This window comes from Acidiphilium sp. AL (genome assembly GCF_025499445.1).
GTDB lineage: Bacteria > Pseudomonadota > Alphaproteobacteria > Acetobacterales > Acetobacteraceae > Acidiphilium > Acidiphilium iwatense.
Genome location: NZ_JAIMBZ010000019.1, coordinates 21,543 through 43,193 on the forward strand (window position 1 = coordinate 21,543; position 21,651 = coordinate 43,193).

General features: G+C 62.7%; 20 protein-coding genes. 10 read left to right on the forward strand and 10 right to left on the reverse strand.

The genetic code is table 11. The features are described 5' to 3' along the window. The first annotated feature begins 45 nt into the window (after nt 1–45). A complete protein-coding gene (locus tag AiwAL_RS12060) occupies nt 46–1,704 on the forward strand; it encodes an IS1634 family transposase (RefSeq protein WP_262312760.1) in 1,659 nt (552 codons plus the stop codon). 68 nt (nt 1,705–1,772) lie between these two features. Here the strand turns inward: AiwAL_RS12060 and AiwAL_RS12065 are convergent, their stop codons facing one another. The 6 genes from AiwAL_RS12065 to AiwAL_RS12090 form a co-directional block, all read right to left on the reverse strand. Next, entirely contained in the window at nt 1,773–2,270 is a 498-nt protein-coding gene (locus AiwAL_RS12065) for an ISAzo13-like element transposase-related protein (protein ID WP_262312761.1), read from the reverse strand. A gap of 140 nt (nt 2,271–2,410) precedes the next feature. Beyond that, nucleotides 2,411–3,724: an MFS transporter gene (locus tag AiwAL_RS12070; RefSeq protein ID WP_262312762.1), complete on the reverse strand. Its 1,314-nt coding sequence runs from the start codon at nt 3,722–3,724 to the stop codon at nt 2,411–2,413. Nucleotides 3,725–3,752: 28 nt separating this feature from the next. Continuing rightward, nucleotides 3,753–4,715, reverse strand: coding sequence for a methylisocitrate lyase (gene prpB / locus AiwAL_RS12075; protein ID WP_262312763.1), 963 nt, complete (start codon nt 4,713–4,715; stop codon nt 3,753–3,755). Nucleotides 4,716–4,725: 10 nt separating this feature from the next. Then, on the reverse strand, nt 4,726–5,874 hold the full coding sequence (gene prpC, locus AiwAL_RS12080; protein ID WP_235704037.1) for a 2-methylcitrate synthase: 1,149 nt from the start codon (nt 5,872–5,874) through the stop codon (nt 4,726–4,728). Nucleotides 5,875–5,901: 27 nt separating this feature from the next. Continuing rightward, complete coding sequence (locus AiwAL_RS12085) at nt 5,902–7,401, reverse strand: MmgE/PrpD family protein (protein ID WP_235704038.1); 1,500 nt, start codon at nt 7,399–7,401, stop codon at nt 5,902–5,904. Nucleotides 7,402–7,606: 205 nt separating this feature from the next. Beyond that, entirely contained in the window at nt 7,607–9,253 is a 1,647-nt protein-coding gene (locus AiwAL_RS12090; RefSeq protein WP_235704039.1) for a fatty acid--CoA ligase, read from the reverse strand. Between the two features lie 118 nt (nt 9,254–9,371). Between AiwAL_RS12090 and AiwAL_RS12095 the strand changes: the two genes are divergently transcribed. The 5 genes from AiwAL_RS12095 to AiwAL_RS12115 are packed head-to-tail and all read left to right on the forward strand — an operon-like array spanning nt 9,372 to nt 12,930. Continuing rightward, a complete protein-coding gene (locus tag AiwAL_RS12095; protein WP_262312764.1) occupies nt 9,372–10,151 on the forward strand; it encodes an SDR family oxidoreductase in 780 nt (259 codons plus the stop codon). 6 nt (nt 10,152–10,157) lie between these two features. After that, nucleotides 10,158–10,667: an AAA family ATPase gene (locus AiwAL_RS12100; protein WP_262312765.1), complete on the forward strand. Its 510-nt coding sequence runs from the start codon at nt 10,158–10,160 to the stop codon at nt 10,665–10,667. A gap of 45 nt (nt 10,668–10,712) precedes the next feature. Beyond that, nucleotides 10,713–11,912: a pyridoxal phosphate-dependent aminotransferase gene (locus AiwAL_RS12105; protein WP_262312766.1), complete on the forward strand. Its 1,200-nt coding sequence runs from the start codon at nt 10,713–10,715 to the stop codon at nt 11,910–11,912. Further along, nucleotides 11,909–12,451 carry a GNAT family N-acetyltransferase gene (locus AiwAL_RS12110; RefSeq protein WP_262312767.1) on the forward strand — a complete coding sequence of 181 codons (543 nt, stop codon included), beginning with the start codon at nt 11,909–11,911 and terminating at the stop codon, nt 12,449–12,451. The genes AiwAL_RS12105 and AiwAL_RS12110 overlap by 4 nt, the downstream gene beginning before the upstream one ends. Beyond that, nucleotides 12,448–12,930 carry a nuclear transport factor 2 family protein gene (locus tag AiwAL_RS12115; RefSeq protein ID WP_262312768.1) on the forward strand — a complete coding sequence of 161 codons (483 nt, stop codon included), beginning with the start codon at nt 12,448–12,450 and terminating at the stop codon, nt 12,928–12,930. Before AiwAL_RS12110 ends, AiwAL_RS12115 begins: the two co-directional genes overlap by 4 nt. Here the strand turns inward: AiwAL_RS12115 and AiwAL_RS12120 are convergent. Continuing rightward, entirely contained in the window at nt 12,919–13,653 is a 735-nt protein-coding gene (locus tag AiwAL_RS12120; protein WP_235704045.1) for an LrgB family protein, read from the reverse strand. The genes AiwAL_RS12115 and AiwAL_RS12120 overlap by 12 nt on opposite strands. Then, nucleotides 13,653–13,994: a CidA/LrgA family protein gene (locus AiwAL_RS12125; RefSeq protein WP_235704046.1), complete on the reverse strand. Its 342-nt coding sequence runs from the start codon at nt 13,992–13,994 to the stop codon at nt 13,653–13,655. The genes AiwAL_RS12120 and AiwAL_RS12125 overlap by 1 nt, the downstream gene beginning before the upstream one ends. Before the next feature lie 55 nt (nt 13,995–14,049). Between AiwAL_RS12125 and AiwAL_RS12130 the strand changes: the two genes are divergently transcribed. Then, entirely contained in the window at nt 14,050–14,907 is an 858-nt protein-coding gene (locus AiwAL_RS12130) for a PaaX family transcriptional regulator C-terminal domain-containing protein (RefSeq protein ID WP_262312769.1), read from the forward strand. Here the strand turns inward: AiwAL_RS12130 and AiwAL_RS12135 are convergent. Continuing rightward, nucleotides 14,881–15,519, reverse strand: a complete 639-nt coding sequence (locus tag AiwAL_RS12135; protein ID WP_235704048.1) for a TetR/AcrR family transcriptional regulator — start codon at nt 15,517–15,519, stop codon at nt 14,881–14,883. The two genes, AiwAL_RS12130 and AiwAL_RS12135, sit on opposite strands and share 27 nt — an antisense overlap. A gap of 91 nt (nt 15,520–15,610) precedes the next feature. Then, on the reverse strand, nt 15,611–15,754 hold the full coding sequence (locus tag AiwAL_RS12140; protein WP_235704049.1) for a hypothetical protein: 144 nt from the start codon (nt 15,752–15,754) through the stop codon (nt 15,611–15,613). Between the two features lie 35 nt (nt 15,755–15,789). On the opposite strand from AiwAL_RS12140, the gene AiwAL_RS12145 reads away from it, so the two are divergent. The 3 genes from AiwAL_RS12145 to AiwAL_RS12155 are packed head-to-tail and all read left to right on the forward strand — an operon-like array spanning nt 15,790 to nt 21,628. Continuing rightward, nucleotides 15,790–17,334 carry an efflux transporter outer membrane subunit gene (locus AiwAL_RS12145; protein ID WP_262312770.1) on the forward strand — a complete coding sequence of 515 codons (1,545 nt, stop codon included), beginning with the start codon at nt 15,790–15,792 and terminating at the stop codon, nt 17,332–17,334. Beyond that, nucleotides 17,331–18,572, forward strand: a complete 1,242-nt coding sequence (locus AiwAL_RS12150; RefSeq protein WP_235704051.1) for an efflux RND transporter periplasmic adaptor subunit — start codon at nt 17,331–17,333, stop codon at nt 18,570–18,572. The genes AiwAL_RS12145 and AiwAL_RS12150 overlap by 4 nt, the downstream gene beginning before the upstream one ends. An 8-nt stretch (nt 18,573–18,580) precedes the next feature. Then, complete coding sequence (locus AiwAL_RS12155; RefSeq protein ID WP_235704052.1) at nt 18,581–21,628, forward strand: efflux RND transporter permease subunit; 3,048 nt, start codon at nt 18,581–18,583, stop codon at nt 21,626–21,628. The last annotated feature ends 23 nt before the right edge of the window (nt 21,629–21,651 follow it).

Genomic DNA, 21,651 nt, shown 5'->3' on the forward strand with positions numbered 1-21,651 from the left:
TTGCCGATTCGACATGGTGCTCTACCATCTCGCAGGTCAGCAGCCATGTTCATCCGTGTCAAGAAGATCGGTCAATACGAGTATCTTTACCTTGTCGAGAACGTCCGGGAAGGTGGTCGTCACGTTCAACGGGTCATCCGTGCGCTCGGTCGCCGGGACGAGGTTGAAAACTCCGACCTGCTCGACGGCCTGATCGCGTCGGCGGCCCGACACTCGCGGCGGTCGATCGTGCTGTCGCGGTTCTACCGGGGCGAATTGGCTGAACTGTGCCGGCGCAGCATCGGCCCCGACCTGGTGTTCGGCCGGCTTTGGCAGGAGACGGGTTGCGCCGAGGTTCTACGCCAGCACCTCACGGATCGGCACTTCGGCTTTGATGTCGAGCGCGCGGTCTATCTCACCGTCCTGCATCGGCTGATGGTATCGGGATCCGACCGCCATGCCGCGTCATGGCGAGAAACCCTCGAGGTGCCCGGCGCCGACGCGATCACCCTCGATCACGCCTACAAGGCGATGGCCTGGCTCGGCGAGCCGATCACGACGGATGATGCCCAGGAGAGATACCAAGCCGAAGTGATCGAGGAGGCGCTGTACGCACATCGGCGATCGTTGTTCGGCGAGGTGGCCGTCGCTTTCTTCGACACCACCTCGCTCTATTTCGAAGGGCGCGGTGGCGCGATCCTTGGGCAACGCGGGCATTCGAAGGATTATCGCCCGCACCTCAACCAGGTCGTGCTGGGCATCGTCCTCGACGAGAACGATCGGCCGATCACCTCCTTCCTGTGGCCAGGCAACACGACCGATGTCACCACGCTGCTCCCCGTGGTCGAACGGCTGCGATCGCGCTTCGGCATCGGCCGCGCCTGCGTCGTCGCGGATCGTGGCATGATCAGCGCGGCCACCATCACCGAACTCGAGGCGCAGGGGATCGACTACATCCTCGGGGCCCGCGAACGGTCCAGCAGGGAGATCCGCGAGACGGTTCTGAATGATGACGGGGTCAGCGTGCCGCTGATCATCCCGCGTCAGAAAGGGAAAACCGAATTGGCGGTAAAGGAGGTGAAAATCGCCGGCCGCCGCTACATCGTCTGCCGTAATCCCGAGGAGGCGCGCAAAGATGCTGAAACACGCGCCAAGCTGCTCAACGACCTCGCCCGCAAATTATCCCACGGCGACAAGGCCCTCGTCGGCAACAGCGGCTACCGGCGGTTCCTCACCGCACCCAATGGTGTCGGCTTTGCCATCGATCCGGCCAAGGTCGACGCCGACGCCGCCTTTGATGGCCTGTTCGTGCTGCGAACCAATATGAAGCTCTCGCCCCTCGCGGTGGTCCTGCGCTATCGCCAGCTCCTCTCGGTCGAGCAAAGCTTCCTGACCAGCAAGACCTTGATGGCCACCCGCCCAGTTTACCACCGCACCGACGCCGCGATCCGCGGACATATTTTCTGCACGTTTCTGGCTCTCATTCTCCGCCATGAACTGCTCGCGCGTCTCGCGAACCGCAAAGACCCCATGCCGGAATGGCAGCAGATCATCGACGATCTCGCCGATCTCAGCGTCGTCGACGTCGAACAGGACGGCCGAAGAGCCCGGCTTCGAACTGCCCCATGCGCCAGCATCGATCCGGTCTGCCGTGCCGTCGGGTTGAGCCTGCCACCCGTATTCCAGGAGATGCTATCATCCAAAACCGCTGAACCCGCCAACTGAAAACTTGTGGTGCCTAAAACTCAAAACGGCCGATATCCCGTTGTAATACCTCTTTATTTTTTTACGCACTATGGAAGTTGGGTCAAGGCCAACTGGCACTTCACCACCGCAAACGCCCGCATCAAACTGAAGCGGCTATACCCCGCACTATGAGCGACTCGGGGTACTAGTTTCTGACCCGCAGTGAAACCGCGTGCGGCCAGTGCGGCCGACAAATGACGCTGGCTCTTGCTGACCCAGCGCAGCGGCGCCTCCGGATCGCCGCGGATCGATGATTCCACCAGCGTATTCAGCGCGTCCAAAAGTCCTGGCTGGATCTCGGTCGCTGGCTTGCTCCCACCGCCCGATCTGCGCACCCGCGCGCCGAACGGCGTCGTACCCAGACGCAAATCAACCAATCCCCGGCCGATCGTGCTGCGCGCAATGCCGGTCGCCACCGACACCGCCGCAATCCCTCCTCGACCCGCGGCACGGGCTTCGCCAGCGGCAAACAGACGGCGATCCCGTTCGGTCAGAAACGGCTCAAGAGCTTCAAAGCGCGACTTGATGGCTGCAATATCAATCATCCCCCAAAAATAGGCCGGACCGACCCAACGTCACCCAGTTCGCCCGATTCGATCCTTGCGTTTTCGCGGTCATTCCGATTCTTTCGTGCCGAATCGCTTGTTCAAGCTCAGGCCCTAAGCAGGAATTATTAACCACAGTGTCACTTCGTCCGAATGGTTTCCAATGGAAGAGCGACGTGCCTCTGTTGCCACAGGTTTGTCCCTTGGCTGATGGCGACTATCGCTAACAAACTCACCCACACCACCGAATAAGAATGGAAGACACGCAATATGGTGATTGAGAAAGCAGGGCCGCCCAGGAAGCCGAACGATGCTACCGCACCGGCAGCAAAGATGAAATCCCCCCTGTAACCAGACGGAACCACTTCAACCAATTCTGCCCAATAATTTGGAATATTAAACACGATACAACTAGCAAAGATCGACCCAAGTACGTATGAGGTAATTCCTTTACCAAAAAGCAGCATCAGCAATCCGATTGTAGCGATGGCATGCCCGATATGCCGAGCACTATTCCGAGATCTAAATATATCTCTAACAGTTGTCTGTCTACGGACGATAGCGCTGCCAAAAAGAGCCCCGGCGACAATCATTGCTCCAGAGGTGAGCCCGTAAAGAATTACAGTGTTGGCAATGATCTTCGGAGAAAGATGCATCGCGTAGCCATAGAACGGGACTAGAAATGGTACAGAGGCAAAGAGCATCGTTGTAGCGATCTGCGATAGTCCAATCGTGTAGGTTACTGGCCACCTCCAGACCGACATACTGTGGCCACCTACGTGTCCCCGGCTTACATGGGCTGCCCTATCCTTGCTTAAGTGGGCTTCGTAACCCGGGGCGTCCCGGTACAGAATGAAGAACAGGGTTGTCGCCATCACATCAATACCAGCGGCAACGTAGAATCCTGTCTGCCAACTGCTTGTTAGCATAACATAGCGGGTTACTATTCCACCAACAGCTGAACCTACCTGTAGGGCTGCTAACGAAATACCAACCGATATTGATAATGAATCATAGTCAAACCACCCCGAAAAACAGATGGTACACAACCCCAGTTCTACAAACCACAAACCCTGTATAAATCGCAAGAAGATGATTACGATATAAATTGGAATATATGGGATAAGAATGCTCGGTACGATAATAACTATTTGGGATATTAGCACGGCTGTCCGCACCCTTATATTCATCCAGCCGCGGAAGTTAACGAAATAGACCACCCAGAGGGCAGAAGAGTAGGACAACAGCCCAGATAATTGCCAGATAGAGCCAGATTTTAAATAAAATTCATTTGAAATGAATGGAAGGGCTAGTGAATAATCGGTAATAGAGATGCTGTTGGCAAGATAAAGTGTAAACCACGTTGCAACAAGCAGACAGGAGTATACTGTAGCACCGCCGGGACTATAAGAATCAATGTCAGGACTGTTGTGCTTTATTTCTATCATATCCATAAGTCCATAATTTTTTTATTTTTGGGCTTTAGCAAAGCTCATTGATTGCGTCACAAAATGACGGTTGCAGTGAGTGTGCTGGCATACCTTTGGGAACGATGGTTTTCACGATCGTTGCATCCAGCGCCTCGAATCCCGCATAATCGATCGTGTCGTAAAGTTCGGCGCGCGTCTGCATCGCGTCGACGCAATTCTGCGCGCCACCGTCGCGCCTTATCGCCGCATAGAGCGTTTCCACCGCCTTGGCCGAGACGCGCAGGCTGGTGACCGGCCAGATCACCATGCGATAGCCCATAGCCTCGAATTCGCTCGCGGTGAAAAACGGCGTCCTGCCGAATTCGGTCATGTTGGCGAGCAGCGGAATGTCCGGCATCCGCGCCGCGAATTCACGAAACATTTCGGCATTGTGCAGGGCTTCTGGAAAAATCGCGTCCGCCCCAGCCTCGACATAGAGTTTCGCACGTGCCACGGCACCGTCGATCCCCTCGCTCGCAGCAGCATCGGTGCGGGCGATGACGAACAGATGCCGCCGCGCGTGGGAAGCCGCCGCGACCTTCGCCGCCATGTCGTGCGCATCGGCGAGTTTCTTGTCGTTCAGATGGCCGCATTTCTTGGGCAGCACCTGATCTTCGATATGCACGGCGGCAGCACCGGCATCCTCGAAGCTGCGCACCATGTGCATGACGTTGAGCGCCTCGCCATAGCCGGTATCGCCATCGACCAGCACCGGCAGGCCCGAAGCGCGCGCGACCTGACGGATGAAGAAACATACCTCGTCCACGGTGATGATGCCGAGGTCCGGCAGTCCCATCGATGCGGTCATCGCAGCACCCGACAAATAGCACGAATCGAATCCGGCGCGCTTCGCCTGCTGCGCGGCAAGCCCGTTATGCGCACCTGGAATTTGTAGAATTCTTGGTCGTTCCAACAGGCTTCGAAATCGCTCGCCGGCGGACCGCATCGGAATGTCCTGAGCGCGCAGATAGGTCATCGCTCTCTCCTCAGCTTCGCTGTCCGATCGGCACGAATTTCAGATCTTCCGGCCCCACGTAATTCGCCGACGGCCGAATGATCTTGTTGTCGATTCGCTGTTCGATCACATGGGCACTCCAGCCCGAGGTGCGCGCGATCACGAACAAAGGCGTGAACATCGCGGTCGGCACGCCCATCATGTGATAGGACACCGCGCTGAACCAATCGAGATTGGCGAACATCTTCTTGGTATCGTGCATCACGCTCTCGATCCGCTCGGCGATCGAAAACATCTTCGTCGCACCAGCCTTCTCGGACAATGCGCGCGCCACCCGCTTGATCACCACGTTGCGCGGATCGGCGATGGTATAAACCGGGTGGCCGAACCCGATGATCACTTCGCGCGCTTCGATGCGCCGACGGATATCCGCCTCGGCCTCGTCGGGCGTCGCGTAGCGTTTCTGCACCTCGAAGGCGAATTCGTTGGCTCCGCCATGCTTCGGCCCGCGCAAGGCGCCGATCCCGCCGGTGATCGCGGAATAGATGTCCGATCCGGTGCCGGCGATGACCCGAGCCGCAAAGGTCGATGCGTTGAATTCGTGCTCGGCATAGAGAATAAGCGAGGTGTGCATCGCGCGCACCCAATCGCCATCCGGTTCGCGCCCATGCAGAAGATGCAGGAAATGGCCGCCGATCGAGGCATCGTCGGTTTCGACATCGATGCGCTTGCCGTTAGCACTGAAATGATGCCAGTAGAGCAGCATCGAGCCGAACGAGGCCATCAGCCGGTCGGCGATGTCGCGCGCGCGCGCCGGATTGTGGTCGTGCTCCTCGGGCAGGACGCATCCGAGCGCTGAGGCAGCCGTGCGCATCACGTCCATCGGATGCGCCGCAGCGGGAATCGCTTCGAGCACCCGCTTCACCGCGGCGGGAATTCCTCGCAAGACGCGCAGTTTGGCCTGATACGCCGCGAGTTCCGCCGCGTTCGGCAGAAAGCCGTGAACCAGCAGATGGGCAATTTCCTCGAAGGTGCAGCTTTCGGCGACATCGAGAATGTCATAGCCGCGATAATGTAGATCGTTGCCGGTTCGTCCGACACTGCATAACGCGGTGTTGCCAGCCGCGACCCCCGAGAGGGCAACCGATTTCTTGGGTTTCGGAGCCGTCGTTTCGCTCATGCTGCGTTTCCTTCGATCGTGTTATTTCTAGAAAATTCCAGGCTTGCCTTCCAGCAGCGCGCCATTGGGCAGGGCGACGTTCAACCGGTCGAGCTCGCCGGCCGGCAAATGCGGCAATTCCTGCACCGCTTCGATGAATCGCGCCGATTCACGCGCGGAAATGATGCCGTCGGTCAGCGTCTCGAACTTGCGGATATAGTCCGCGCGTTCGAACGGCCGCGCCCCCAGGGAATGCGCGTTCGCGACGGCCAACTCGTCGGTCAGCGTCGAGCCGTCCTTGAACGTGATCTCGATGCGTCCGCCGAACGCCTTCTGGTTCGGATCGGTCGCGTGATAGCGCCGCGTCCATTCCGGGTCCTCGCGCGTCTCGATTTTGTGCCACAGCCGTACCGTGTCCGGCCGCTGTGCGCGCTTCGGCGCGTAGCTGCCGACGTGATGCCAGGCGCCGTCCTGCAGCGCGACCGCGACGATATACATGATCGAATGGTCGAGCGTTTCGCGTGACGCCTTGGGGTCCATTTTCTGCGGGTCGTTCGCCCCGGTTCCGATCACGTAATGGGTATGATGCGACGTGTGGATGACGATTTTTTCGATCGCCTCGAAATCCTCGATCTGCTGGCGCATGCGGAACGCAAGGTCGATCAGCGCCTGGCTCTGATATTCCGCCGAGTGCTCCTTGGTATAGCTGTCCAGAATCGCGCGCTTGGCCTCGCCCTTTTCGGGCAGCGGCACGTGATAGATAGCGTCCTTGCCGCCCAGCATCCAGGCGATCACGCTGTCCTCGCCCTCATAGATCGGGCTCGGCGCGCCCTCGCCGCGCATCGCGCGGTCCACCGCCTCGATCGCGAGCTTGCCGGCATGGGCAGGCGCGAACGCTTTCCACGAGCTGATCTCGCCTTTGCGCGACTGACGGGTCGTGAAACTGACATGCACCGCCTGCTGCACCGCCTGAAAGATCACATCCTGCTTGAGGCCGAGCAGGGCTCCGATTCCGGCGGTCTGCGCCGGGGCGAGATGGGCGATATGGTCCTTTTTCCATTCATGCAGGCAGATCGCGCGCACCAGGTCGATCTGGATTTCGTAGCCGGTGACGATACCACGGATCAGGTCGCGGCCGGTGCGTTCCAAGCTTTGCGCGACCGCCAGAATCGGCGGAATATTGTCGCCCGGATGGGAATAATCGGCGGCCAGAAACGTGTCGTGATAATCGAGCTCGCGCACCGCCGTGCCGTTGGCCCAGGCCGCCCATTCGGGGCTCACGGTCTTGCGGGCCGGCAGGCCGAACACGGTTGCTCCGCCGCGCCGCGCATGGCCCAGCGCCATGTCGCGCGCCGCCACCACCGGCTTGCGATTCACCGAGGCGATGGCCACTGCGGCATTGTCGATCATCCGATTGATGATCATCTCGGTCACATCGCGCGGCACGGCCACTTTGTCGGCGGCAACGCCGGCAATCTTCCAGGCAAGCTGATCCTCGCGCGCGAGCAGCGATTTCGACGGATGGACGCGGACCTCATGCAGCTTCATGGATATTGGACACTTTCGTTTCTATATCATTTTATGGAATCCGGCTGCGCTGGAGATTCGGCGCCTTGCGCACAAAACGCAACCCTCGCGGACGGATCGGAGGGTTGTGCTTGATGGAGCGGTTCTGAAATTCCCCAGCATTCGCGGTCGTGTTCGTGGAAATTCCAAAACCATGAACCACATTGGAATCATGTGCTTTCCGGCATCAGGCGACGGCGTGCGGTGAGGTTTCGGTCGCGCGGATGCGCATCGTCTTCTTGTCGAGCTTGCCGACCGAGGTCTTGTCCAGCGCCTCGACGATGACGATCCGGTCCGGTACCGCGTAGCGGGAGATTTCGCCGAGATCGGCACGGGCACGGACATGCGACCGGATGGCCTCTTCATCTTGCGCGGCATTCTGTTTGAGCACCACGAAGGCGACCGGGCGCTCGCCCCAGCGTTCGTCGGGCACGCCCACCACGGCGGCCTCGGCAACGCCAGGATGTGTCAGGATGATGTCTTCGATCCCGATCGAGGAAATCCATTCGCCGCCGGTCTTGATGACATCCTTCACCCGATCGACGATGCGCAGATAGCCGTCCGCGTCCAGCGTGCCGATATCGCCCGTGTGCAGCCAGCCGCCGCGCCAGAGCGCGTCCGACGCCTCCGGGTTGCCGGCATAACCGGGCGTGAGGAAGGGCGAGCGCGCCACCACCTCGCCCACCGATTTCCCGTCGCGCGGCACGTCGTTCATCGCGTCGTCCACCACGCGCAATTCGACCAGGGTTGCCGGCAGGCCGGCGGAGATGCGAATCGCGACCTCGGCCTCGTTCCGATTTTCCGCCGCATCCAGAATATCGCCGCGCAACTGCGTCATGGTCAGGATCGGGCAGGTTTCCGACATGCCGTAGGCGGCGTAGATGTCGAGCCCGCGCGCAAGACCCGCCTCGCACAGCGCGCGCGGCAGCGCCGAGCCGCCGATGATCACGCGCCAGCCGGTGAGATCGATATCCTTCGCCGCCGGCGCGGTCAGGATCATGTGCATGATGGTCGGCACGCAATGCGAGACGGTGACCCGCTCGGTGCGCAGCAACCGGCAAACCACGTCCGGCAGGAACCGCCCGACATAGACCTGCTGCATCCCCATCATCGTCGCCGCATAGGGAAATCCCCAGGCATGAACGTGAAACATCGGCGTCAGCGGCATATACACGTCTTCGCGGGAGATGCGCCCGTTCAGCCCGGCCATCGCCATCGTCGCCATGATCACCATGGTGTGCAGAACGAGCTGCCGGTGGCTGAACATCACCCCCTTGGGCAGGCCGGTGGTGCCCGTGGTGTAGAAGGTGGTCGCCTGGGTATTCTCATCGAAATCGGGGAAATCGTGTTCCGCCGGCACCTGCGCGAGCAGCGCCTCGTATTCGCCGGCAAAGCCTTCGGGAAGGTCCGGCGGCGATGCCTCGTCAGTCATCAGCACGATCGCCCGCAGTCGCGGCAACCGGTCGCGGATCGCGCTCAGCACCGGCAGGAAATCGCTGTTGACGAACAGGATTTCCGCCCCGGAATGGTCGATCGTATAAGCGATCTGGTCAGGGCTGAGGCGAATATTCACCATCATCAGCACCGCACCCGACATCGGCACCGCGAAATAGGCTTCGAGATAGCGGTGGCTGTCCCAGTCCATCACGGCAATCCTGCTGCCCATGGCGGCACCGAGCCCGGCCAGCACCCCGCCGAGCCGGTTCACCCGCTCGACGAATTGCGGATAGGTGAAGCGCCGGTCGCCGCGATAGACGATCTCGCGCCGGCTCGCCTGGGCGATCGGCATTTTCAGGATGTGCTTGATCAGCAACGAATAGGGCTGCGCGCTCATGGAAAATTCCTCCACCTCTGCGCCCCGTATCGGGCCGGGGCTTGTCCTCCATTGGATAGGAGCGTATCGCGCCCGTCAATCCCGCTCACCCAGGCGTGGCCCCCCAACAGGAGACGTCATGACCGCGTTGAAATCCCTGTTCGATCTCACCGGCAAGCGCGCCCTGATCACCGGCGGCTCGCGCGGGCTGGGGCTGCAGATCGCCGAAGCGCTGGGCGAATACGGCGCGAAAATCGCCATTTCCGCGCGCAAGGCGGACGAGCTGGACGCGGCGGTGCGCCATCTGGCCGGCATGGGCATCGCCGCGACCGCGCATGTCGCCGACCTCGGCAAACCCGAAGGCCCGAAGGCGCTGGCCGATGCGGTGCTCGCGCTGCACGGCGAGATCGACATCCTGGTGAACAATGCGGGTGCTACCTGGGGTGCCCCGGCAACCGACGTCACGCTTGACGCGTGGGCGCGGGTGATGAACCTGAATGTTAACAATCTGTTCTTTCTGACCCAGGAGATCGCCCGGCGTTCGATGATCCCGCGCCGGGCCGGCAAGGTGCTGAACATCGCCTCGATCGCCGGGCTGCGCGGCCACCACCCCGACATCACCGGAACCATCCCCTACAATGCCTCGAAAGGCGCGGTGGTGAACCTGACCCGCGCGCTGGCCGCCGAATGGGGGCCGCAAAACATTACGGTGAATGCGATCGCGCCGGGGTTTTTTCCGTCGAAAATGACCAAGGGCATTCTCGGCCAGTTCGACAAGCAGGTGCTGCACCACACGCCGCTCGGCAAGCTCGGCAATGACGACGATCTGAAGGGTGCGGCGCTGCTGTTCTGCTCCGCCGCCTCGGGCCATATCACCGGGCAGATCCTGGCGGTCGATGGCGGCACGATGGTCATCTGAGCCGTCATGCTCATCGTGGTTGCCGGACTGCCCGGCACCGGAAAAAGCACTCTCGCGAAGGCGATCGCGCGCGAGCGGGAAGCGGTCTATCTGCGGATCGACACGATCGAGCAGGCAATCCGCGACGCGAACGGCGTCATGGGCGATGTCGGGCCGGCCGGCTATGTCGCGGCCTATGCGCTGACTCTGGACAATCTGCGCCTTGGCCGCATCGTCGTTGCCGATTCGACCAACCGGCTGATGATAACCCGCAAGGCTTTCCGCGCGACCGCACTGGCGGCGGGGGCATCGTTGATCGAAATCGAATTAATCTGCTCCGATCAGTCGGAACACCGGCGCCGCGTCGAAACAAGGTCCATCGACATCCCCGGTCTGTCGGCACCCGACTGGGCAAGCGTAGGCAGGCAAGCCGCCGAAACCGAACCCTGGGACCGCCCGCCGATCAGGCTCGACACCGCAGGCCGCACGATTGCCGAGTCGATCGCCGAATTGTCGGCTCTCATCGACCGGCATTAGACTATCCGGCTTGATCGAGCGCGCCCGTTATGGTCCTGCTCGCGCATGACCCGCTTCACCGCCCGCATCGCCCGCACCAAGCCCGCCGCCACGTTCGCCATGGCCGCCCGTGCCCGCGCCCTGCGTGCCGCCGGGCGCGACGTGATCTCGCTGTCGATCGGCGAGCCGGATCTGCCAACACCGCCGCATGTGATCGAGGCGGCGTATCGCGCGGCGCTCGACGGCCAGACGCGCTATCCGCCGATCGCCGGCACCGAGGCCCTGCGCGAGGCGGTCGCCCGCAAATTCACCCGCGACCAGAAACTGCCGGTCGGGCCGAAAAACGTGCTGATCACCAATGGCGGCAAGCAGGCGATTTTCAATGCCGTGATGGCGGTAATCGAGCCGGACGACGAGGTGGTGATCCCCGCGCCGTGCTGGGCCGGCTATATCCAGGTGGTCGAATTCGCCGGCGGCGTACCGGTGTTCGTCCCCTGCCCCACCGCATCCGGCTTCCGGCTCGATGCGGCGGCGCTGGAGGCGGCGATCACGCCACGCACGAAATTGTTGCTGCTGAACTATCCGAACAACCCGTCCGGCGCGGTGGCCGATACGGCGATGCTGGGCGCGATCGCCGCCGTGCTGCGGCGGCATCCCGACGTGCTCGTGATTTCCGACGATATCTACGAGCATCTGATCTTTGATGGTAGCTATCGCACACTGGCGGCGGAAGCTCCCGATCTCGCGGGGCGGGTGCTGACCATGAGCGGCGTGTCGAAATCCTACGCCATGACCGGCTGGCGGCTCGGCTTCTGCACTGGCCCGGCCGACTGGCTGGCGGCGATGACGCTGGTGCAGGGGACCGCGACTGCGGGGGTTTCGACGATCAGCCAGGCCGCCGCGGTGGCGGCGCTTGACGGGAATCAGGATCTGCTGGCCGAGCGGCGCGACATTTATCGGCGCCGGCGCGATCTGGTGCTGGCGGCGCTGAGTGCCGCACCCGGCCTCGACTGCCCGAAACCCGAAGGCGCGTTCTATGCGTTTCCCTCGATCGCCGGGCTGACCGGCCGGACCACGCCGGCCGGCCGGCATCTCGCGACCGACGACGATGTCGCCGAGGCGCTGCTGGAAGAAGCCCTGGTCGCGACCGTGCCCGGCTCCGCCTTCGCGATGACGGGCCATATCCGCCTGTCCACCGCCGCCGCCGATGACGCGCTGGCCGAAGCCTGCGCGCGAATCGTAAAATTCTGCGGAGCCATTCGATGAACGCCCCGGCATTTCTTATCGGGCGGCTGGCCGCGCCGGGCATCGCCGGCCGGCGGGAGGCTTTGGCGAATTTGTTGATCGCCTGCGTGGCGGATGGTGGCTCGCTCGGGTATCGTGCGCCGCTCGCACTGGCTCGCGCCCGCACCGTTTTCGACGAGCTTGCCGACGTGGAACGGAATGGACAGGCCCTGGTTTTCACCGCATCCGTCGAAGGCGAGATCGCCGGCTGTGTCGCGATCTTCGCGGAAAAGCGTGAGACGGAGCCGCATATCGCCGAACTCGGCAAGCTGATGGTGCATTCAAGGTTTCGTCGTCATGGCATCGGTGGCGCCCTGGTCGCCGCCGCCGAACGCGCCGCTTTCGAATGGGGCAAAACGCGGCTCTATCTGTTCACATCCGATGACGGCATAGCGCCGGCGTTCTACGATCGGGCAGATTACCAACGCGCCGGACGTATCCCGGAAGGCGGCGGCCTGCCCGATGGAACATTGGTCGATGCCTTGATCTTCACCAAGAAACTTGCAGGACACGCCGCATGACCGAAACACGACCGCCCGTCCCGCCCTTCGATCGCGAAGCGGCGCTGAAAAAAGTCCGCGCCGCGGAGGATGCCTGGAACAGCCGCGACCCGGTTCGCGTCGCCGGCGCCTATACCAAGGACAGCGCCTGGCGCAACCGGTGCGAATTCTTCACCGGTCGCGCGGCGATCGTCGAGTTCCTCGCCCGCAAATGGGCGCGCGAGCTGGATTATCGTTTGGTCAAGAGCCTTTGGGCGTTCCACGAAAACCGTATCGCCGTGCGCTTTCAGTATGAATATCACGACGACAGCGGTACCTGGTTCCGCGCCTATGGCAACGAGCAATGGGAGTTCGACGCGAACGGACTGATGCGGCGGCGCGAGGCGAGCATCAACGACAAGCCGATCCGCGAGGCGGAGCGGCGGTTCCGCTGGCCGGCAGGGCCGCGTCCCGCCGATCATCCGGGGATCGAGGATATCGGCTTCGGCTCAGAACCCTAGAAATCTCACCAACAGAGGTGCGAGGATCGCGGTGATCAGCCCGTTGAGCCCGATCGCCAGCGCGCCGAACGCGCCCGCTGTTTCGCTCTCCAGCAGCAGCCGCGCGGTGGCCAGCCCATGCGCGCCGGTGCCGCCGGCAAGACCCTGAGCGCGACGATCTCCGATCCGAAGCAGCCGGAAAAACGGCAGACAGACCAGCCCGCCGAACACGCCGGTCAGCAGCACGAAAATCGCGGTCAGCGACGGAATCCCGCCCAGATCCTGGGAAATTCCCATCGCGATCGGTGTGGTCACGGATTTCGGCGCCATCGAGATCACCACCGCGCGCGGCGCGCCGAGCCAATGGGTGATGACCATGGCGGACACCGAGGCGGTGACCGATCCGGCGATCAGAGCGACCAGAATCGGCAGCAGGTTGCGCCGCATCGTCACGAAATTCGCATACATCGGCACCGCGAGCGCGACCGTGGCCGGACCGAGCAGGAACTGGACATACTGCCCGCCACGGAAATAGGCGCGATACGAGGTGCCGGTGATCAGCAGCAGCACCGCCAGCACCGCGATCGAAACCATGATCGGGTTGGACCACGCCGCATGGCCGGTGCGCCGGTCGAGCGAGGTCGCCCCCTGCCAGACCAGCAGCGTCGCGACCAGGCCGAGCTGCGGGCCGCTCTGCAGATAGACCCAGACATGATAGAGATCGCCTCCGGCGAACGCGTGCATCAGCGATCCCCGCGCGCCAGAAGTTGCATCACCGTGCCGGTGACGCCAAGCGCCAGCAGGGTGGACACCGGGATCGCGACGGCGATCGCCAGTGCGTCGGTGCGCAGCACGTGCAGCTCGTTGACGATGCCGACGCCGGCCGGAACGAAGAGCAACCCGAGCTGTTTCAGCAACCCCTGCGCGGTGTCGTGCACCGGCGGCGGCGGCCCGCCGCGCCGGATCAGCAGCCCGAGGAGCAGAACCAGCCCCAGCACCGGGCCCGGAATCGGCCAGCCCGCCGCATGGGCGACGATGGTGCCGATCAACTGGCAGACGAGCAGCAGGGACAGGGCTCCGATCATCTTCGGTCTCCGATGGCGGCTGGCGTGGGGCGATGGATTGCGCTGTTATCGGCGCATGAACGCTCATGTCGCCGCCATCCTCGCCCGATTGCAAGAGCAGCCCTCACATACCGGCTCGCTGATCGTCACTCTGTTCGGCGATGCCATCCTGCCGCGCGGCGGCGCGGTCGCTCTGTCGACCATCATCGAACTGTGCGCGGCGATCGGGATCGGCTCAGGTGTGGTGCGCACGGCGGTGTCGCGCCTCGCCGCCGATGGCTGGCTGGTCGCGACAAGACAGAGCCGCGCCAGTTTCTACCGGATCGGCCCCGCGCGCAGCGGCGAATTCATCCGGGCGGCACGGCATATTTTCGGCCCGGCGCGCCGACAGGGCGTTCACCGGCTTACCATCGTTCTGTCCGAGCCGGGCGAAGCGCGCGAGGCTGCGCGCGACCGCCTCGCGAAGCTCGGCTTCGTCGCATGGCAGGGCGTCATGCTCGCACCCGAACGGCCGCTTCCGCCGTCATTCGCGGCAGGCGTGACCGCGTTGACCGCGACCGCCACGCCCGAGGCTCTGCAACGTCTCGCCGCCAAGGCCTGGCGGCTCGAGGTGCTCGGCGAACGCTACCAATCGTTCATCGAAGCGTTCGAATCTCTCGCCCGGCAGACGAGGCGATTGGATGCGTGCGACGCACTGATCGCGCGCACGCTGCTGATTCACGACTATCGCCGCATCATTTTGCGCGATCCGCGCCTGCCCGGCGCATTCCTGCCGGAACAATGGCAAGGCCATGCGGCGCGCGGACTCTGCGGCGCGCTCTATGCTGACCTGCTCGCCCCGGCGGAGAACTGGCTCGATCGCAACGCGCGCACCGAGACCGGCGATCTCCCGCCGCCCGATCCCAGCCTATGGAAGCGTTTCGCGAATGGCTGAGCGGCCGCAACCTCCGGCGTGACGCGGCAAGGTTCCGCGCAGAAACAGGCAGATCGCGCGCCGGATTCGCGCTTCGAGCTCAACCCTGCTTGGCGTCTTGCCGATGCCGAGCAGCATCTGCATATGGATTTTACCGATCGCCATTCCGTAGAGCATCTGGGCCGCCTCTTCCGGGTCGCGGACATCGAGCGTGCCGGCCGCCGCACAACCGGCAAGAAAGCCCTGAAGAACATCCTTGCATGGCTTGGCGCTCTCGCGGTCGAGCAGGCGCGACAGGGTCCTGCCGTGGATGTATTCAGCCATGATCAGCCTGAGCAGCGAAACCGTCGACGGACTCAGCACGTGATGCGCCCAGCGGGCCAGCACGTCGAACAGCACATCCTCGGGCGTCCGCCCTTCGGTATGGATCGAGAAGTCGAAGGGTTCGTTGTGCCGCGCGAGAAGCGCCGTGAAGAGCTCTTCCTTCGACTGCACGAGCTGATAGAGCGTGCGCTTCGACATCCCGGCGGCACCGGCGACATCGTCCATCGTCGCCGCATGGTAGCCATGCCTGAGAAAAACCCGCTCGGCAGCCTTGATCAAGACGCAGCGCCGCAGCTCGGCGTCGTTCATGCCCTCGCGGGAATTTCGACGCGACGCCGCCGGCTTGCATCGCAACCGGCCTGAAAGAACAATCGAATCAGAATCAGCCATATCCGAACAATCATATGCCAAAAATGAGATCGCAGAGAACCTGCCGGATTTCAAGAAGAAATCGCCTCTTGACGCGGATCACGAAAACTCGATAGTTTCCACCCGGCACATGAGGAGGCTTCAGCGCGCTGCTGCCGGCAGCATCGATCAGCATGCCGGGGTTCGTAGGCGCGAAAAGTATCAAGCGAGATGATGATCCATAACACGTCACGGCTGCTCCGGCCTTTCCGGCCGGTGGGGCTTGCCTGCGCCGCCTTGCTGAGCGGCTGTGCGGTCGGTCCCAACTATCATCCCCCCAAGGCGCCGCAGGTCTCCTCCTATACGGAGCAGCGCCTGCCCGCACGCACGGTATCCGCCCCCGGCGTCGGCGGTGCTTCGCAAACCCTGGTGCTCGGGAAAAAGATCGGCGGCGAATGGTGGTCTCTGTTCCACTCGCCTTCGCTCGACTTATTGATCAAGACGGCGCTTGCCAACAACCCGAGCCTGCTCGCGGCGCAGAACGCGCTGCTCGCGGCGCAGGATACGGTGCGCGCGCAGGAAGGCTCGTTCTTCCCGTCGCTCAGCGGCAGTTTCAATGCAACGCGGGAGCGCAGCCCGTTCGGGGTTTCGGGCAGTGGCGGGGCGGGAGCGGCCGGCGCGGCATCGTCGGGGGCTTCGCCGTTTTCCTTGCTGAATGCGAGCGTTTCGGTCTCCTATGCGCCGGATATTTTCGGCGGCGTGCGCCGGCAGGTCGAAAACCTGCGCGCCCAGGCCCAGAATCAGCGTTTCGCGCTGGAAGCGACCTATCTCGCGCTGACCGCGAATATCGTCACCGCCGCGGTGACCGATGCGTCGCTGAAGGCGCAGATCGAGGCGACCGATCAAATCATCGCCGCCGAGGAACGCGAATTGCGCATCTTGCGCCGTCAGGTGGCGCTGGGCGGAATTCCGGCGGCGAATGCTCTGACCCAGGAAGCCCAGCTCGCCCAGACCCGCGCGACGCTGCCGCCGCTGCAAAGCCAGCTCGCCCAGGAGCGCAACCAGCTCGCCGCCTATGAAGGCGTGATGCCGGACCAGTTCCACCTGCCCGATCTCGATCTTGCCGACATCGTTTTGCCGCGGCACCTGCCGGTCAGCTTACCCTCCGACCTGGTCCGCCAGCGGCCGGATATCCGCGAAGCAGCGGCGACGCTGCATGAAGAAACCGCCCTGGTAGGGGTGGCGACCGCGAACATGCTGCCGCAGATCACGCTGTCGGCCGGGGTCGGGCACGAAGCGCTGTCGGCGGCGTCGCTGTTCACGCCGCAAACGCTCTTGTGGAACCTCGCGGCGGGGGTGACCCAGCCGCTTTTCGAAGGCGGCACGCTGCTTTATAAGCGTCGCGCGGCAATCGCGACGATGCGGGAAGCGGCGGCGAATTATCAGAACACCGTGGTACTGGCGTTCCAGAACGTGTCTGACACGCTGCTCGCCTTGCAATACGATGCGTCGACCCTCGCCGCCGACACCACGGCGGAAGCCTCGGCCAAGGCCAGCCTCGCGGTCATCGAACGTCAGTACCGCCTCGGCGGCGTTCCCTACACCGCGGTTCTGACCGCCGAGCAAACCTATCAGACCGCCGTGATCGCCCGGATCAAGGCGAGTGCGCAGCGCTACGCCGACACCGCCGCCCTGTTCCAGGCGCTCGGCGGCGGCTGGTGGAATCGCCAGGATATCGCGCACGATGTACGAACCTGCTGTGGAGTTTTGCCATGACGGCACAAGCGATGAATGACCCCGGCAACGGCGCCGGTCCCGACCGGATCAAGGTGAAGCGCCCCTCGACGGTGAGGCGAATGGTCGTCATGCTGATTCTCGTCGGCATCGTGCTGTTCCTGATCTTCGGCTTCGGCGCGTTCCGTACCATCATGATCGGCAAGTTCCTCGCCACGCTGAAGAACCCGCCGCAGACGGTCGCGACCATGGTGGCGGCGAAAACCTCGTTCCAGCCCGAAATGAAAGCGACCGGCAGCCTGATCGCCGAGCAGGGGGCCAATCTGTCCGCCGAGGTGAGCGGCATCGTCGACACGATCCGGTTCCGCTCCGGCCAGGACGTCAAGCAAGGCCAGGTGCTCCTCACGCTGCGGCCGAACAACGACAAGGCCCTGCTCGCCCAGTTGCAGGCGACGGCGGCGCTCGATCGCACCACCTATCAGCGCGATCTCGCTCAGTTCCACGCGCAGGCGGTGAGCATGCAGACCGTCGATATCGACCGGACCAACCTTGCCAGTGCCGAAGCGCAGGTGAAAAGCCAGTTGGCACTGATGGCGGAAAAACATGTCCGCGCGCCGTTCTCGGGACGCATCGGTATCCGTCAGGTCGATCTCGGGCAATATCTCGCCGCCGGAACCACCATCGCCTCGCTGCAGGAACTCAACCCGATCGATATCGATTTCTACCTGCCGCAATCCACCCTGCGGACAATTCGCCTTGGAATGCCGGTAAAGGTGACCGTCAACGCCTTCGGTGGCACCGGCTTTCCCGGCAAGATCATCGCGATCGATTCGGCGGTGAGCACGACGACGCGGATGATCCAGGTTCGCGCGAGCCTGACCAATCCGCATGAAGAGCTGCGGCCGGGCATGTTCGCCCGTGTCGCGATCGATGTCGGTGCGCCGGAGGAACTCGTCACCCTGCCGCAGACCGCGATCGCCTATAATCCTTATGGCGACACGGTGTTTCTGGCGGTTCCCGACAAGGGCAGCGCCGCCGACCCGGTCAAGCCCGGCGCCCAGGCCAAAAGTGGCAAGGCCCAGCCCTCGCTTCACGCACAGCAGGTTTTCGTGACCCTCGGGCAGACGCGCGGCGATCAGGTCGCGATCACCAAGGGCATCGCGGCCGGCGATCAGGTCGTCGTCGCCGGCCAGGTGAAATTGCGCAACGGCACGCCAGTCACGATCAACAACAAGACCCTACCTCCGAATAATCCTGCCCCGACCGTTCCGAACCACTGAACCGCACCATGAAGAATTTCACCTCCCTGTTCATCAGGCGGCCGGTTCTGGCGATCGTCGTCAGCGCGGTCATCCTCGTGCTCGGATTGAAGGCCGTCGGCGCGCTGCCGGTTCTCGAATATCCGAAGACCGAGAACGCGACCATCACCATCACCACGACCTATCCGGGCGCCGATCCGAACACCATGGCCGGGTTCGTCACCACGCCGATCGAGCACGCCGTCGCCCAGGTCAACGGCATCGACTACATGACCTCAGCGAGCCAGGCCAGCACCAGTACGATCACCATCTATCTCGTGCTGAACTACAACCCGGACCAGGCGCTCACCGAAATTCAGGCACAAGTCCAGTCGGTGCTGAACCAGTTGCCGAGCGGCACCCAGCAGCCACAGCTCAAGCTGCAGGTCGGCCAGCAGCTCGATGCGATGTATATCGGTTTCAAGAGCAAGGTGCTGTCGCCCAACCAGATCACCGACTATCTGACCAGGGTGGTGCAGCCGCAACTGCAATCGGTGCAGGGCGTGCAGACCGCGGAAATTCTCGGCGCGCAGAACTTCGCGATGCGCGTCTGGATGGATCCGGCCAAGCTCGCCGCCTACGGACTGTCCGCGAGCGATGTCTATAACGCGCTCGCCGGCAACGACTTCATCAGCGCGCTCGGCAATTCCAAAGGCACGATGACGCAGACCTCGCTGACCGCCTCGACCAGCCTGCACAGCGCAGCCGCGTTCCGCAACCTGATTATCAAACAGTCGAATGGCGCGATCGTCCGCCTCGGCGACGTCGCGCATGTGACACTCGGCTCGGATACCTATGATGCCGAGGTCGCGTTCGACGGCAAGCCTGGCGTCTATATCGGCATCCAGGTTGCACCGGGGGCGAATCTGATCTCGGTCGTTCACGGCGTGGAGCAGCGGTTTCCGCAGATCCAGGCGCAATTGCCCTCCGGCCTGGACGGCTCGATCGTCTATAATTCGGCAAGCTTCGTGAATGCGTCGATCCATGACGTGATCGCGGCGCTGATCGAGGCCCTGCTCATCGTCGTCGTCGTCGTCTTCGCGTTTCTCGGCACGCCGCGCTCGGTGATCATTCCGGTGGTCGCGATTCCGCTATCGCTGATCGGCACCTTCGCGGCAATGCTGATGCTCGGCTTCACCATCAACCTGCTCACGCTGCTGGCCCTGGTACTCGCGATCGGGCTGGTGGTGGACGACGCCATCATCATCGTCGAAAACGTCAACCGGCATCTCGACAATGGCGAACCACGCATGCAGGCAGCGATGGCGGCGGCAGCCGAACTCGCCAACCCGATCATCGCGATGACGGTGGTGCTTGCCGCCGTCTATGTGCCGATCGGCTTCCAGGGCGGCCTCACCGGGGCGCTGTTCACCGAATTCGCCTTCACCCTGGTCTCGGCGGTGACGATTTCGGCGATCATCGCATTGACGTTGTCGCCGATGCTGTCCTCGCGGATGCTGCGCCATATTTCGCGCGAAGACCGATCCTGGGAAGGCAGGCTGGTGCATTTCATCGACCGGCGGTTCGACGAGGTTCACCGGCTCTATATGCGATTGCTGCGCGGCAGCCTTGCGACCATCCCGGTGACGCTGACTTTCGGTGCAATCATTCTGGCGAGTATCTACTTTCTCGCCTCGGGCGCGAAAAGCGAACTGGCGCCACAGGAAGATCAAGGCGTCGTCATCCTGTCCTCCACCTCCGCCCCGAACGCGACCCTGGCGCAGAAAGTGGTCTGGGGCCAGGAAGTCAACCAGATAATGATGAGCCACAAATCGGTGGCGCACACATTCCAGTTCGAAACCCCCACTTTGTCGATCGGTGGCGCGGTGCTCAAGCCATGGGACCAGCGCGCGAAATCCGCCACGGTGTTGCAGACGGCGATCCAGAATCAGGTGGCCTCTGGAATCTCCGGCCAGCAGGTGGTCGCGTTCCAGCCGCCATCGCTGCCCGGTTCGCAGGGCATGCCCGTGCAGTTCGTGCTGAAGACCACCAATTCGTTCGGTGTACTGAACGGGGTCGCGCAGAAAGTCCTGGCCGCCGCATTGAAATCGGGAAAATTCATCTTCCTGCAGAGCGACCTCAAAATCGACCAGCCGCAATCAACGGTGGCGATCGACCGTGCAAAGGCCGCCAATCTCGGCCTGACCATGAGCCAGGTGGGCGCCGCCCTGTCGCAGGCGCTCGGCGGACTCTATGTGAATTACTTCAGCCTCGACGATCGTTCCTATAAGGTCATTCCCCAGGTTTCGCAGATCAACCGGCTGAACGTCGTGCAATTGCTCGACTATCCGATCACCTCGATCAACGGCGTGCCGATTCCTCTCGGCTCCGTCGCCAAGATCACCAACCAGGTGATCCCGGAATCGGTCAATCACTTTCAGCAGTTGAACTCGGCGACGATCGAAGGTGTCGCGGCACCGGGCGTGTCGACGGGCGAAGCGGTCAAGGTGCTCGACGCCATCGCGAAGCAAACTCTCCCCTCGGGCTACGAAATCGATTACGGCGGCCCGATGCGCCAGTTCATCCAGGAGCGCAGCGGGTTTCTCGCAACCTTCGGCTTCGCGGTGATCGTGATCTTCCTCGCTCTCGCGGCACTGTTCAACTCGTTCCGCGATCCGCTGATCATCCTGGTCTCGGTACCGATGTCGATCGCCGGCGCCTTGATCTTCATCTATCTCGGCTTCGGGCTGAGCCTGAACATCTATACCGAGGTCGGCCTGGTCACCCTGATGGGCTTGATCAGCAAACACGGCATCCTGATCGTCGAGGTGGCAAACGAGGCGCAGTTGGCCGGCATGACCAAGCGGCAGGCGATCGAACACGCGGTGGGCATCCGGCTGCGCCCGATCCTGATGACCACGGCAGCGATGGTGCTGGGCGTGGCGCCGCTGATCATCGCGACCGGGGCCGGCGCCGCCGCGCGCTACAATATGGGCATGGTGATCGCAAGCGGCCTCGCGATCGGCACGCTGTTCACCTTGTTCGTGCTGCCGGCGGTGTATCTCGTGGTCGCCCAGCAGCACCAGGCCACCGAGTAGATCGCGATCGGTACATGCCGATC

Excerpts from the sequence above, each read along its gene's own strand:
- AiwAL_RS12060 (WP_262312760.1), top strand. The coding sequence starts at position 46 with ATGTTCATCCGTGTCAAGAAGATCGGTCAATACGAGTATCTTTACCTT.
- AiwAL_RS12065 (WP_262312761.1), bottom strand. The coding sequence starts at position 2,270 with ATGATTGATATTGCAGCCATCAAGTCGCGCTTTGAAGCTCTTGAGCCG.
- AiwAL_RS12070 (WP_262312762.1), bottom strand. The coding sequence starts at position 3,724 with ATGGATATGATAGAAATAAAGCACAACAGTCCTGACATTGATTCTTAT.
- prpB (WP_262312763.1), bottom strand. The coding sequence starts at position 4,715 with ATGACCTATCTGCGCGCTCAGGACATTCCGATGCGGTCCGCCGGCGAG.
- prpC (WP_235704037.1), bottom strand. The coding sequence starts at position 5,874 with ATGAGCGAAACGACGGCTCCGAAACCCAAGAAATCGGTTGCCCTCTCG.
- AiwAL_RS12085 (WP_235704038.1), bottom strand. The coding sequence starts at position 7,401 with ATGAAGCTGCATGAGGTCCGCGTCCATCCGTCGAAATCGCTGCTCGCG.
- AiwAL_RS12090 (WP_235704039.1), bottom strand. The coding sequence starts at position 9,253 with ATGAGCGCGCAGCCCTATTCGTTGCTGATCAAGCACATCCTGAAAATG.
- AiwAL_RS12095 (WP_262312764.1), top strand. The coding sequence starts at position 9,372 with ATGACCGCGTTGAAATCCCTGTTCGATCTCACCGGCAAGCGCGCCCTG.
- AiwAL_RS12100 (WP_262312765.1), top strand. The coding sequence starts at position 10,158 with ATGCTCATCGTGGTTGCCGGACTGCCCGGCACCGGAAAAAGCACTCTC.
- AiwAL_RS12105 (WP_262312766.1), top strand. The coding sequence starts at position 10,713 with ATGACCCGCTTCACCGCCCGCATCGCCCGCACCAAGCCCGCCGCCACG.
- AiwAL_RS12110 (WP_262312767.1), top strand. The coding sequence starts at position 11,909 with ATGAACGCCCCGGCATTTCTTATCGGGCGGCTGGCCGCGCCGGGCATC.
- AiwAL_RS12115 (WP_262312768.1), top strand. The coding sequence starts at position 12,448 with ATGACCGAAACACGACCGCCCGTCCCGCCCTTCGATCGCGAAGCGGCG.
- AiwAL_RS12120 (WP_235704045.1), bottom strand. The coding sequence starts at position 13,653 with ATGCACGCGTTCGCCGGAGGCGATCTCTATCATGTCTGGGTCTATCTG.
- AiwAL_RS12125 (WP_235704046.1), bottom strand. The coding sequence starts at position 13,994 with ATGATCGGAGCCCTGTCCCTGCTGCTCGTCTGCCAGTTGATCGGCACC.
- AiwAL_RS12130 (WP_262312769.1), top strand. The coding sequence starts at position 14,050 with ATGAACGCTCATGTCGCCGCCATCCTCGCCCGATTGCAAGAGCAGCCC.
- AiwAL_RS12135 (WP_235704048.1), bottom strand. The coding sequence starts at position 15,519 with ATGAACGACGCCGAGCTGCGGCGCTGCGTCTTGATCAAGGCTGCCGAG.
- AiwAL_RS12140 (WP_235704049.1), bottom strand. The coding sequence starts at position 15,754 with ATGCTGATCGATGCTGCCGGCAGCAGCGCGCTGAAGCCTCCTCATGTG.
- AiwAL_RS12145 (WP_262312770.1), top strand. The coding sequence starts at position 15,790 with ATGATGATCCATAACACGTCACGGCTGCTCCGGCCTTTCCGGCCGGTG.
- AiwAL_RS12150 (WP_235704051.1), top strand. The coding sequence starts at position 17,331 with ATGACGGCACAAGCGATGAATGACCCCGGCAACGGCGCCGGTCCCGAC.
- AiwAL_RS12155 (WP_235704052.1), top strand. The coding sequence starts at position 18,581 with ATGAAGAATTTCACCTCCCTGTTCATCAGGCGGCCGGTTCTGGCGATC.